Source organism: Sorangium sp. So ce406, assembly GCF_051474675.1.
GTDB classification, from domain to species: Bacteria; Myxococcota_A; Polyangia; order Polyangiales; family Polyangiaceae; genus Sorangium; species Sorangium cellulosum_G.
Window position 1 is genome coordinate 6,498,950 of sequence record NZ_CP150340.1, and the last position, 12,062, is coordinate 6,511,011.

Annotated in this window: 8 protein-coding genes; 4 read left to right on the forward strand and 4 right to left on the reverse strand. The window is 69.0% G+C overall.

Annotated features, from left to right (window positions below; all coding sequences use genetic code 11):
* Window positions 1–761: 761 nt before the first annotated feature.
* Entirely contained in the window at window positions 762–1,538 is a 777-nt protein-coding gene (locus WME96_RS23885) for a hypothetical protein (protein ID WP_437283891.1), read from the forward strand.
* Between the two features lie 351 nt (window positions 1,539–1,889).
* Here WME96_RS23885 and WME96_RS23890 read toward each other — a convergent pair whose 3' ends face one another.
* The gene (locus tag WME96_RS23890) at window positions 1,890–2,711 is read right to left on the reverse strand and encodes an endo-1,4-beta-xylanase (RefSeq protein WP_437283892.1); all 822 of its coding nucleotides are present in this window, start codon (window positions 2,709–2,711) and stop codon (window positions 1,890–1,892) included.
* Between WME96_RS23890 and WME96_RS23895 the strand changes: the two genes are divergently transcribed.
* The 3 genes from WME96_RS23895 (at window position 2,704) to WME96_RS23905 (ending at window position 6,953) form a co-directional block, all read left to right on the forward strand.
* Window positions 2,704–3,102 (forward strand): hypothetical protein, encoded by a 399-nt coding sequence (locus WME96_RS23895; protein WP_437283893.1) that lies wholly within the window; start codon window positions 2,704–2,706, stop codon window positions 3,100–3,102. The genes WME96_RS23890 and WME96_RS23895 overlap by 8 nt on opposite strands.
* A gap of 956 nt (window positions 3,103–4,058) precedes the next feature.
* Window positions 4,059–5,378 carry a PAS domain-containing protein gene (locus tag WME96_RS23900; protein WP_437283894.1) on the forward strand — a complete coding sequence of 440 codons (1,320 nt, stop codon included), beginning with the start codon at window positions 4,059–4,061 and terminating at the stop codon, window positions 5,376–5,378.
* Window positions 5,379–5,909: 531 nt separating this feature from the next.
* Window positions 5,910–6,953, forward strand: a complete 1,044-nt coding sequence (locus WME96_RS23905) for an SGNH/GDSL hydrolase family protein (RefSeq protein WP_437283895.1) — start codon at window positions 5,910–5,912, stop codon at window positions 6,951–6,953.
* A gap of 170 nt (window positions 6,954–7,123) precedes the next feature.
* Here WME96_RS23905 and WME96_RS23910 read toward each other — a convergent pair whose 3' ends face one another.
* The 3 genes from WME96_RS23910 to WME96_RS23920 all read right to left on the reverse strand — a co-directional run bounded on the left by WME96_RS23910 (window position 7,124) and on the right by WME96_RS23920 (window position 11,978).
* On the reverse strand, window positions 7,124–8,506 hold the full coding sequence (locus tag WME96_RS23910) for a DUF1552 domain-containing protein (protein ID WP_437283896.1): 1,383 nt from the start codon (window positions 8,504–8,506) through the stop codon (window positions 7,124–7,126).
* The gene (locus WME96_RS23915; RefSeq protein ID WP_437283897.1) at window positions 8,506–10,173 is read right to left on the reverse strand and encodes a DUF1592 domain-containing protein; all 1,668 of its coding nucleotides are present in this window, start codon (window positions 10,171–10,173) and stop codon (window positions 8,506–8,508) included. Before WME96_RS23915 ends, WME96_RS23910 begins: the two co-directional genes overlap by 1 nt.
* A gap of 617 nt (window positions 10,174–10,790) precedes the next feature.
* Window positions 10,791–11,978, reverse strand: coding sequence for a serine/threonine-protein kinase (locus WME96_RS23920; protein WP_437283898.1), 1,188 nt, complete (start codon window positions 11,976–11,978; stop codon window positions 10,791–10,793).
* Window positions 11,979–12,062 lie beyond the last annotated feature (84 nt).

Genomic DNA, 12,062 nt, shown 5'->3' on the forward strand with positions numbered 1-12,062 from the left:
TCGCCGCCAGGGCAGCCCGCGGGGCGAGCTGGCGGTGATTGTCTTCCACGGGATAAAGAAAGGAGCGGCGGCAGACGACGTTCGAACGCTCGATCTCGGCGACTCTCCGGCGGGGCGCGCGGAGCGGCGCGGTGCTCGACCGCGCGTGTGTGGCCCCCATCACGACCATGAGGGTCGCGGATGTTCCGAAGACGACCGAGCGAACCTGAGCGTTGCCTGGCTCCGAGGCCGATCGAAGGACGAAGGTCTCGGCGCGCAGGACGTCCCATCCAGAGCGAAGCAAAAGAATACGTTTCGGGAACAATGTGAGCGATCACAAATTCGGTGTCAACCCTGATCGACCGGCCCGGGCATCCCAGAACGTCCCCCTGCCCGGGTCGAGGGGGAGCCCCGCCGCGTCCCCCTCGAGCCCGAGGAGACCGCGGGCCGATCGGTCGGGATCTGGATTGACACAGAAATTGTGATCGTTCACATTTGGGCCTGCGGGCATCCTCTTGCTGCGCTCCGGAGGGGTTTGCGAGCATCCGCTCGACTCCCCTGCCCCCGGCGAGCTGACCCGCGCCGACGACGTCAGGCGGAACCGACGACGTCAGGTGGATCGTGACGCAAAGATCCCGCGGCAACGGTCATGAGGCGACCTGCGGTGCTGCACAGGGCCGCTCACGGACCTGACATGGCCATTCGAACGAGACTTGATGTCAACGAGACGAAGTTCGGCTCTACCAGCTTCCAGGCCGGCGCTCTCGCCGGACGGGTGTGAAATGAGAATCTCTCTGTTCGTGGTCCCTGCAATCATGTTCCTTCTCGCCTGCGGCTCGGAGGACGACCCGCCTCCGGACGGCCAGGCGACCTCCAGCTCGACCAGCGCCGTGGGTTCGGGCGGAGGCGCGACGACGGGCGCCAGCACGAGCGCCTCGAGCAGCGCGGGCTCCGGCGGGGCCGGCGGCAGCGGCGAGGCCGGCGGCATGGGCGAGGCCGGCGGCAGCGGCGGGGCCGGCGGCAGCGGCGCCGAAGACCTGCTCGCGGCGGCCGCCAGCATCGACGGCTTCCGCTGGGAGATCCCGTGCGACCAGGACCCGGGCAACCGCGACGAGTGCGCGACGTCCAAGCGGGTCGACGAGAAGCGGACGTTCGGCGGCTCGCCCGACACGATCTACCAGGTGACCGTCCGGCTCCGCGGCGTGGTCGAGCCGGAGACGTACAAGGGCGGCACGCCCGACGGCATGCACTTTCGCGTGGGCGGCTCACCCGACAACGCGACGTACAACGTCTACAGCTTCTCTGTCTCCGACCCGCCCGAGGTCTACTACCTCAACGATAGCCCCACCGTGGGCCACGACGTGTTCATCATCGACCATACGAAGACCATCCCGGTCCGGGGCGGAGCCACCGTGTCCTTCCTGGGCGACGATCCCAATCGTGTGATGATCGCCAACTTCAAGCACCTGGTCGTGGACGGCGTCCCCCCGGCGCCCGAGCCCTTCGTCGGTCAGTTCATCCAGCTCGACGTGCAATCCGTCGAGGTGGCGCAGCCGTGACCGGGCGCCGCGGCGCTCGCGCGCGCCGCGGCGATCTCGGGCGGCGTCGACCCCGGCCGGGAGCGCTCCGGCCCCTGCCCTGAGGAAGCGAGGGTCAACTGCCAAGGATGGTTGTCGTCGTGACCGGCTGGGCGCGAGCGCGAGGCGCGGGGTCCTCCTGCGCCGGCGGGGCTCCCGCGTCGCAGCGATTCAGCTCGAGCGGGCGATCGCGCTCGGCATGGTTGCTCTCGATGCTGTTCGACGTGTCGTCCGCGTCGTGGACGACGCTGCGCCGCGCGTCCCACGCAGCCGCTCATGAGCTCCCTCCGCGGAGGGAGCTCGCTCGGGATCACCGCTTGAGCGCGGTGTCGATCACCGATCCAGGAAGTCCATCAGCCACTGCATGGCCGGCCGCAGCCTGCCGTCCGGGTGCTGGAGGCCGGTGTTGTCCCGCCAGGTGGCGCCGACGACGTAACCCCAGAGCGTGATGCCCGGGACCGCGGGGTGATTCCAGAACATCGTGAACTGCTCCTCCATCACCCGCTTCTGCTGGTTGTCGTCCGCGATGCCGATGTCGTACTCCGTGATGTAGACCGGCTTGCCGAGAGCGGCCATCTTGTCGATGTAGTCCTTCACGGTGTTGGTGTTGATCTTGTACGCGTCGTGGGCCTGCGCGCCGAGGGCGTCGACAGGGGCGCCCGCGTCGATCACCGCCTTCGCGATCCTCATGAAGTTGTTGTGGTCGTTCGGGTACTCGATGTTGTTGTAGTCGTTGAGGATCAGGACCGCGCGCGGGCAGAACTCGCGAGCCCACTTGAAGGAGTTGACGATCCAGTCCCAGCCGCTCGCGCCGTCGCCGCCGATGCCGTTCTTGTAGGAGGGCGTGGTGTGGGGCGGCGGCTCGTTGACGACGTCGATGTACTTCGTGTCGGGGTAGCGCTCGCAGAACGACTTCATCCAGTCCCTCACGGACGCCTGCTGATCCGACCCGGAGAGGCCCGCGATCCAGTCGGGTTGCTGAGCACCCCACACGAAGACGTGGTGCTTGAAGATGATGTTGTTGTCCTTCGCGTACTTGTAGATCGCGTCGAGCGAGGACCAGTTTCGATTGCCGCGGCTCCTCTCGACGGAGCCCCACTTGCCCTCGTTCTCGGGCGTGATCTGGTTCCAGTAGTTCGCGAAGCCGTTGCGCACTGCGCCGTTCGTCGTGATGTTGCCGACGAACTTCTCGGAGCTGGGGGAACCGCCGCTCCCGCCGGTTCCGGTGGTCGCGCCGACAGATCCGGCGCCGCCTTCGCCCGATCCGCTGGCCGTCGAGGAGCTCGTCGCCCCCGAGTCTCCGGTGCCGCTGGTGGTCGTCGCGCTGCTCGCCGTCGTACCAGCGCTGGCGCTGGTCGTGGTGGCGGACGTGGTGGAGGAGGAGGTGGTGGTGCTGTCCGCTCCCCCCGCGCCACCCTCACCGCCGTCGCCCCCGTCGGAGCATCCAAAGAGGGTCGCGACGCCGAGCGCGATCCCGGTCGTGCCGCACAGCCATCTGGAAGAAAGTTTCTTGTTCATATTGGATTTCCGCGAGTTGGACGATTGAGGTTGGTGATGCCTGGAGCGGCGATCCGACAGGCGGCGGCTCGAGCTCCGAAACGATTGGGTTCCCTGGTCCCTCAGGCGATGATCGAGTCGATGAGCCCGTCTTCGAGGCTCTCGTCGCCGAGGCTGTCGAGCGGACGTCGGTACGACAGCGGGCGACCTGCGGCGCACCGATCCGCCGCCCGCGGCGCACGCCGACGAGCGAGCTGGACCGGCGCCGAGAACCATCGAAGGACGGAGGTCTCGGCGCTCAGAAGACCCACCCCGGATGAAGCAAGAGAATGTGGCTCCGGAGTATTGTGAGCGCTCACAATGTCGGTGTCAACTCCATTCGGTCCGGCCGTCGCGTCAGCCCTGCCGGTGCTCGCCGGCCCGGGCGCTCCACCCAGGACGTCGAATTCGCGTCACGCAAGAGCGCTGATGAGCGAGAGCGCGAGCCCGAGAGAACATCGAAGCATGCTCTTCATGCGAGAAAATTCTCCGATAGCTGCGGCCAGCCACTGAAAAGCAAGGTGGCCCACATGGCTCAGCACCGACAGCGCGGATGCATCCATGGGCAAAGCCTGAACGATGTGCCGGGCGGCTTGTGGGCGCTCACACAGCGAATGTCAAGCGTGATCGGCGACACGCCTCTTGACACGATCCGGCGGCTCGGCGATGAGCCCAGCGCGGTCAGACCGATCCACCGCGGCCGGCGGCAAGCGCGCGTTGGCGGCGGGCCTGGTCAGATTTCTGGCGAGACCTCGACTTGCAAAGCCGTTACACTGCGGGCGACGCGCTTCTGAAATAGCGCGAAGAGGAGCGAGCATGAGCCGCGACAGGAGCGAGCGGACAGCCGGACCGGGCGGGGGCGCGGACGCAGACGGGGCATCTCCAGGGGATCACGGATCGGAGGCAGAGAGCACGGCGGACCGGCATCGCCAGCTCGACGGGCTCTCCGCGCCGGGTGGGGTGTCCATGCACATCGATGGTCAGACTGATTACAAGGCAGAGTGCCAGGCGCTGCGCGCGCGCGTGGCGGAGCTGGAGCAGGAGCTGACCAGTCGGCGCGGCGAGAGCGCGCGCGAGAGGGGGTTGGTCAGCGCGCCGGCGGCGTACCTGGACGCGCCGTTCGTGCGGGGCGCCACGCAGGTGCCGGCGCTGATCCACTGGCGCGTGGATGGCACCGTGACGCGCTGGAACGACGCCGCCGGGTGCCTCTTCGGCTGGAGCGAGGCCGAGGCCGTGGGCCGCCGGCTCTCCGACCTCGTGGCCGCGGACCCGGTGTCGCCCGAGGAGGTGCAGGCGTTCAACCACGACCCTGGCGAGAGCCTGTTCGCGACGACCACGAGCGCGGCGACGACGAGAGAGGGGAACGCGATCACCTGCCGGTGGACGTACGCCGTGCTGCGCGACGAGCGAGGCGACGTCCGAGAGATCGCGGCCATCGTGGATGAAGGCGACGATCCGCGGCGAAGAGAGCGCGTGCTGCACGAGCGCTATCAGATGCTCCTGCAGCTCGTGGACAACTCGCCGAACGTCATGTTCATCAAGGACGCGGAGGGGCGCTACGTGTTCCTCAACCGCCATTACGCGCGCGCCCTCGGGCGGCACGTCATCGAGTTCCTCGGCAAGGACGAGCATGAGTTCGGCGCCACGCCGCCCGGCGTCGCCGACATGATCGTGGCGAAGGAGCGGGAGGTGCTCGCGAGCGGCCGATCGTTGCAGTACCAGGAGGTACTCGACTACGGCAGCCAGAATTACTATTTCTTCACGGTCAAGTTCCCGGTCCGCAACGAGGGCGGCGAGCTGGTCGGCGTCGGCGGTGTCGTGAGAGAGGACACCGACCTGAGGCGCGCGGAGGCGGAGCGGGCCGCGCTGCAGGAGCAGATCATCGCCGCGCAGGAGGAGGCGCTCGTGGAGCTGTCGACGCCGCTCATCCCGCTCGCCGACGGCGTCCTGGCCATGCCGATCGTCGGGACGATGGACGGCGCGCGCGCGGGGCGGATCATGGAGACGCTGCTCACCGGGATCAGCAGCCAGCGCGCCCACACCGCGATCCTGGACGTCACCGGCGTGCGCGCCGTCGACGCGCTCGTCGCCGACGCGCTGACGCGGACCGCGCGCGCCGCCCAGATGCTCGGCGCGCGCGTGGTGCTCACGGGCATCCGCCCGGAGGTGGCGAGGGCCCTGCTCGAGCTCGGCGCGGACCTCTCCGGCATCATCACGCTGGGCACCTTGCAGAGCGGCATCGCCCACGCGCTCCGGCCCACGGAGCGCCAGCGCGTCGCCCGGTAAAGCGCGCCCCGACGGTCGAGGCGCCTGCGATCCGTCGGGACCGAGGACGGCCGCGCCCCCATCCATTTCGATTGACACACGACATGTGAGCGTTCACACTCCCGCTCCGGATACCTTCCCACTTTGTGTGCTGGAGGCCGTCGTGCATATCCGGGTCCCCCGGGACGGGGATCGATCCGTGCGCCGGTAACGCTGTTCCTCCCTCGGGCTCGCGAATCTTCCAGCCGGACAATCGAGATCGCTGACGGCGGGGCCGGTACATGTCCCCACGGGCCATGCGTGGAGTATCGAGGCTGCGACGATGGATACACCGTCGTCTGGTGCGAGTGGAATGGAGACCATCTTCCGCCTGACGTCTCGCCTGCCGCCAGCCGCGACTCTTCAGCTCGTTGTCCTGAGTCGAGTTCATCAAGTCACCGACCTGCGCGTCTCCTCCGAGACGCCGGGTCGATCATCCCGATGGCGCCGCGGAGCGCGCATGCCGAGCTCCGCGGATCTCCGCTTCGGCGTACGTGGTCAAGGAGGAATGCGATGAGCGTGGTTCGAACGATGGATGGGCGGTGTGGGTCGGGCGCGCGGAGCGATGCGGAGCTCCGGAGGCCGCGCCGCTCGAGGTGGGTCGCGCTGGCGGGGGCTGCCGCGCTGGTGGCGCTGTTCAGCGGGTGCTCCGATGAGCCGGGCGGAGCGGCGTCGACCAGCTCCGGGACCGGCGGGGGCGCTGCGTCGGGTGTGACCAGCGGGAGTGTGACGAGCGCCGGCGTGACCAGCGGGAGCGGTGGAGGCGGCGTCACCACGGGCGGCCCGGCAGGCTCGGGCGGCGGCGACGGCGGCGGCGCGACCAGCACCAGCACCGGGGGCGAGGGAGGTGGCGGCGCGGGTGGCCAGGGCGGCGGCGGCGCCGCTGGTGAGGGCGGTGGCGGCGCGGGTAGCGCGGGCGGGTACACGCCGTGCCCGACGACCGGGGAGCCTTGCAAGATCCTGCCGCTCGGCGACTCCATCACGGACGGGATCGGGGTGCAGGGCGGCGGCGGTTACCGGATCGAGCTGTTCAAGAAGGCGCGGGCCGCGGGCAAGAACATCACGTTCGTCGGGTCTCTGGTGAACGGGCCGTCGATGGTCGACGGTGCTGCGTTCCCGCGGAATCATGAAGGGCACAGCGGCTGGAGGATCAATCAGATCGCCGGGCTGGTGCCGACACCGGCGCTCGCGGATCAACCGCACATCGTGCTGCTCCACGCGGGGACCAACGATCTGACCCAGAACGATAACATCCCCATGGCGCCGCAGCGCGTGGGCGCAGTCCTGGACAAGATCTTCGCCTCGTCCCCGGAGACGCTCGTGGTCGTGGCGCAGATCATCCCGATCACCTTCGCCGATCCCACGGTGGTCACCTACAACAACGCGCTGGTGGACATCGTGGAGACGCGGGCAGCCGCCGGGCAGCACGTGGTGCTGGCGGACCTGCACACAGGGTTTCCGGCCGCGGAGCTCCCGGACCGGATACACCCGAACGAGGCCGGCTACGCGCGCATGGCGAACCTCTGGTACGCGGCGATCGAGGACTTGCTGCGGTGAGGCGACGTGGCGCTCGCGCCTTGATTCCTGTCATGCCCTGAGCAGAGGCCCAGGGCACGACCGCTCCCCGCGAGCGCACCGGGGTGGCAGAGGTCGTCCTGCCAGGGGACCTCGACGAGCGCCGGACACCGCCGTCGCTTTCGCGCCAGCGGTGTTCCGGCTCGAGATGGCTACGTCAGGTTCGTGAGCGGCCCGGTGCAGTACCGCGGGTCGCCGAACGTGTCCCGGGTGTCGCCGAACAGGTTCAAGATCGAGACGAGCAGGTTGTTGTGCGGGAGGTTCGGGTACCGGACCCAGCGTCCGGTGCGCAGGCCGCCGCCGCCGCCGGCCAGCAGGAACGGCATGTTCGTCTTGTTGTGGCTCGGCGGATCCGAGAGCTCGGAGCCGAAGAAGACGACGCTCTCGTCGAGCAGCGAGTGCCCGCCCATGTCGACCTTCTCCATCTCCTGCAGGAGATAGAGGTGCTGCTTCGAGTACCAGTTGCAGATGCGCTCGCACTCGTCCGGCTTGAAGCCGCCGTCGTGCTGGTAGTAATGGTGGTGCTCGGTCAGGTTGAGCCAGGGGAAGGTGTGCTTCGCCTCGGTGTCGCTCCACTGCAGCGTGCCGACCGCGGTGATGTCGCAGGCGAGCGACATCACCAGCATGTCCATCATGAGCTTGCCGACCTTGGGGATCGCCGCGTCGGTCGAGGTGTCCTTGATCGAGCCGTTGTCCGAGGAGTTGAGCCCCGTGCGCGGATTGTAGTCGGACGTGTCGACCCGCTCCGGCGCCTTGCACGCGCTCGTCTCGACCGGCACGTTGTTGAGGCTCATCTCGATCTCACGGATCTTCGTCAGGTGCTGGTCGATCTTCTGCTTGTCGGCCGCGCCGAGCCGCGAGGACAGGGCGGAGTAGCGCCCGTCGAGGAAGTCGAGGATCGATCGCTTTCGCGCGAGGCGACGGGCGGCATCGTTGCCGGCGGTGGGATCCAGCGTGCCGAAGAGCTCGGTGAAGATCTCCACCGGATCGAGGCGCGGCGGGATCGGCTTGAACGGCGCGGTGGTCTCGAAATTCGCGGCGTTCATCGGCGACACCAGGCCGTGGGACTTGCCCGTCGCCCAGCGCACCGCGATCTCGATGCTCGCCTTCGCCTTCTGACCGGCGGAGATCCGGGAGGCGATCACCTGATCGATGGAGGGTCCGTTGCCGTAACCGCCGTTCGAGGAGCCCTCCTGAGCCGTGCCCGTGAGCCAGGCGATGATCCCGCTCTGGTGCTGCTCACCGCGCGCGCTCTTCAGGTCGAGGCCGTCGACGACGAGCAGCCGGTCCTGCACCGGCGCGAGCGGCGACAGGATGGGGCCCAGGGTGAAGCTCGTCTCGCTGCCTGTCGGCCTCCAGCGGTTGATGACGGTCCCGCCCGGCGTGTAGACCGAGAGGAAGCGCTTGGCGGGAGCCGGGGCCGCGCGCGCCGTGCGCTCGGGGCCCATGATCTCCAGCCAGGGGAGCGCGATGGCGATGGCGCCAGCACCGCGCAGCACGGCACGTCGGCTCAAGCGAAAGTTCGACATCACCATCACTCCTCTCGGGCAGCCATGTAGTGGAAAGCGTCCGTCTGCGTGAGCTCGATCAGGAGCTGCTTCACGTTGTACCCGGACGCCTTGAAGGCGGCCGTGACGTCCGTCTTGGTGCAAACGTCCTCGGAGCGCAGCGTGAGGCCATAGCCGTACTCGGCCCAGCGCGAGGCGAAGCAGCTCAGCACGTCCTCGTTCTCGGCGAGCTCCCGCACCAGCTCGATCGGCCCGCTCACCGTGACGTCCGTGCCCGGGACCCCGCCGCTCGCGTCGATCTGCACGTCGTTCTCCGTCGTGCGGAACTGGCCGACAGCGTCGTAGTTCTCGAACGGAAACCCGGCCGGATCCAGGAACTGGTGGCACCCCGCGCAGACAGGATCCTGGCTGTGCTGGCTGAAGCGATCCCGCGCCGTCGCGCCTGTGTACGGATCCGGCGGCTTCACCCGCTCCAGGATGTCGCCGGTGGGGAGCGGGATCTTCTGGCACATCAGCTTCTGGATCACGAACGAGCCGCGGATCACGGGGTTGGTCGTGTTCGAGTGCGTCGTCCCGGCCATCACGCCCGCCTGGGTGAGGAGCCCGAGGCGCTGGGTCGTGTCGAGCTGCACCTGCTGGAACTCGTCGCCCGTCACGCCCTCGACGCCGTAGAACTTCGCGAGAGGACCGTTCATGAACGAGTACGGGGCCGTCAAGATGGCCGGCCAGGTGCCGGTCCCCTCGAAGATCTCGTGCTCGAGGAACCGCTGCGTCTCTTCGCGCATGAACGAGCCGAGCGTGCGCGAGAAGGTCGGGAACATCTCCGCGTTTCGCTCGAGGTCCGCGAGGTTGCTGATGGGGAGCAGGTTGTCGAAGAAGAACCGGACCGTGGTCCGGAACCGAGGGTCCTCGATCATGCGCTCGGCATGCGCCCGCACGCCCTCCTTCGTCGAGAGCTCGCCTGCCTGCGCCGCCCTGCGCAGCTCGTCGTCGGGCATCGTGCCCCAGAGCAGGTACGAGAGCCGCGTCGCCATCTCGTCGCCCGTGGGCCGGCGGAGCTCGGGGCGCTCCGGGTCGGGTGTGCCCCATTCGATGCGGTAGAGGAAATCGGGCGATTGAAGCAGCGCCTCGATCACCGTGGCGACGCCGACGTCGAACGTCGCATCCGTCCGTCCGACGGTGTAGAGCGCGAGGAGCTCGTCCGCCTCGCCGGCGGCGAGCGGCCTTCGGTAGGCGAGCGGCGCGATCCGCTCGATGATCGTGCGCGCGCACGCTTCCTCGTTCTCCCTCGTCACGCTGCTCGCGCACGGGGCGAGCTTCGCGAGCGCCTCCTTCGTGGCTGTCGCGCGCCGGGCGACGCCCTCCGCGACGGTGCCGAGCTGCTCGGCCAGCAGGCTCGAGACCGACAGGGCGTCGGCGTCGTTGCCAAAGCCGTTTCCGACATCCTCGCTCGGCAGCGAGAAGGCTGGCTCGGTCGTGTCGCCGAAGAGGTCGCGAACCGTCTTGTTGTACTCGAACCGTGTCAGCCGCCGCAGCGGCGCCCGGCCGGGGTGAATCGCGCCATCCTCGCAGGCGCTCGGGTCGACCGTGGTGGGGTTCCCGCCGGTGGGCGAGGTGGGATCGTCCGTGGAATCGTTGGTGCGCGTGTCGCCGCCCAGGCTACCGGTGCAGCCGCTGGCCAGGATCAACGCCATCGAGACAGCCGACCGACAGCCCCTGAGAGGACGCGCCCGCTCATGTTCTGAGGACCTGGACATGGTTCTCTCTCTTCGCCCGCAGTGGGCACGCTAAGTGGAGTGTGGGCGGGACATGGTGTTCCCCCTCGCCCGTGTCGCGATCGATCGTTGCCACCTCGGCCTGAAGCTCCCTCGACGACGCGCCGAGGGGACCCCATCAGCCACTGCATTGCTGGACGCTGCGCTTCCGTGACGACCGATCGAACGGAATCGGTGCCACGATCGACCCGATGACGAAGGTCGCAGCGCGCGTGACGCCCCGCTCGAAGAGCGAAGCGAAAGGATGCCCCTGACCGCAATGTGAACGATCACATTTTCGGTGTCAACTTGAAATCGGCCGGCTTCCGCGCGTGCTCGAGCCCGGGAGAGGAGAGGCCGTTCGAGCGGCTCCGGAGCGCCGCGTCAGGAGGGGCGACCGGCGTGTCGAGAGCTGTCGCCTGCTGTGTGCGGCGCCTGGAGCGCGCTCCGGCGGCGCGCAGGCAGAGCCGGGATCGAGGACGGCCGCGGGCGGTCAGCTCGTTTGAGCTCGAACATGTGAACGATCACATTTTTCTTACCGGACGGTGAGCTGGCGGTCAGCCGTGCGAGGGCCGCCGCGGCGCCAGCATCCCGCTGGAGTCCCCCTCGCCCACCACCCCCGCCGCGTGCATCGACCGCAGGGCGGCGACGATCTCCGGCGTGACGAGCGGGCCGCCGGGGGCATAGGAAGACGCCAGCGGCTTCAGCGGCTCCGGGAGGGTCGCGTCGACGCGCGCGCCGACGCGCCCGCGCGACGGCGCGTGCCCCTCGCGGTCGGCCGCGGCGCGGAGCGCCTGCGCGAAATCGGCCGCGGTCGGCCAGCGCGCGTCGCGGTCGCGCTCGAGCGCCCGCGCGACAGCGGCGGTGACCGCCTCCCCCACGCCCTCGCGCTCGCTCGAGAGCGGCGGCACCTCCCGCTCGAGCACGGCGTGGAGGATCGACAGCATGCTGCTGCCGATGAACAGCCGCCTGCCGGCCACCGCCTCCCACGCCACGACCCCGAGAGAGAACACGTCCGAGCGCCGGTCCAGCGGACGGGCGTGCGCCTGCTCCGGGGAGAGATAGCTCAGCTTCCCCTTCACCGTTCCCGTCTTCGTCCGTGTCGTGCGGCGCAGGGCGTACGCGAGCCCGAGATCGCAGATGCTCGCCCGCCCGTCGACGCCGACGAGGATGTTCGACGGCGACATGTCCCGGTGGATCACCTGGAGCAGCTCCCCCGAGCTGTCGCGCGCCTCGTGCGCCGCGTGCAGCCCGTCGGCCGATTGCGCGATGAGATCGAGCGCGTCGCCGACATCGAGCATCTCCGGAGGCCGCGTGAGGTGCTTGAGCGTCACCCCGACGACGAGCTCCATCACGATGTACGGCGCGCCCGCCTCGTCGAGGCCGTAATCGAGGATCGGCACGAAGTTCGGGCTCGCGACGCGCGACGCGATGCCCGCCTCGTCGAAGAGCATCGCCGCATAGCCGGATTCGTACCGCAGGTCGGCGCGGATCCGCTTGAGCGCGACGAGCGGCTCGCGCCCGGGATCCGCGCCTGCCGCACCCGCCGCCTCGGCCGCGCCGGCCGTCCCTACCGTCGCCGCCCCGGCCGCCCCCGCCGTGCCACCCGCCTCGGCCGCGGCGCCCGCCCCCTCCGGGCTGGACGCCCGGGCGCGCCGGGCGATGAAGACCTCGGCCATGCCGCCCGTGGCGAGCTGCAACAGCAACTCGTAGGGACCGACAGCGCCCAGTCCAGACGAATCCATGCTCGATACTCTGGGCGGCGAGTTATCACGTCAATGTAAATTCATCAACCTCGCCCCATTTCCGTGTTGTCGTAATCGCGCGCG

What these genes read in the sequence shown, in the direction of transcription:
- WME96_RS23885 (WP_437283891.1), top strand. Translation starts at nt 762, where the DNA reads ATGAGAATCTCTCTGTTCGTGGTCCCTGCAATCATGTTCCTTCTCGCC.
- WME96_RS23900 (WP_437283894.1), top strand. Translation starts at nt 4,059, where the DNA reads ATGCACATCGATGGTCAGACTGATTACAAGGCAGAGTGCCAGGCGCTG.
- WME96_RS23905 (WP_437283895.1), top strand. Translation starts at nt 5,910, where the DNA reads ATGAGCGTGGTTCGAACGATGGATGGGCGGTGTGGGTCGGGCGCGCGG.
- WME96_RS23910 (WP_437283896.1), bottom strand. Translation starts at nt 8,506, where the DNA reads ATGGTGATGTCGAACTTTCGCTTGAGCCGACGTGCCGTGCTGCGCGGT.
- WME96_RS23915 (WP_437283897.1), bottom strand. Translation starts at nt 10,173, where the DNA reads ATGGCGTTGATCCTGGCCAGCGGCTGCACCGGTAGCCTGGGCGGCGAC.
- WME96_RS23920 (WP_437283898.1), bottom strand. Translation starts at nt 11,978, where the DNA reads ATGGATTCGTCTGGACTGGGCGCTGTCGGTCCCTACGAGTTGCTGTTG.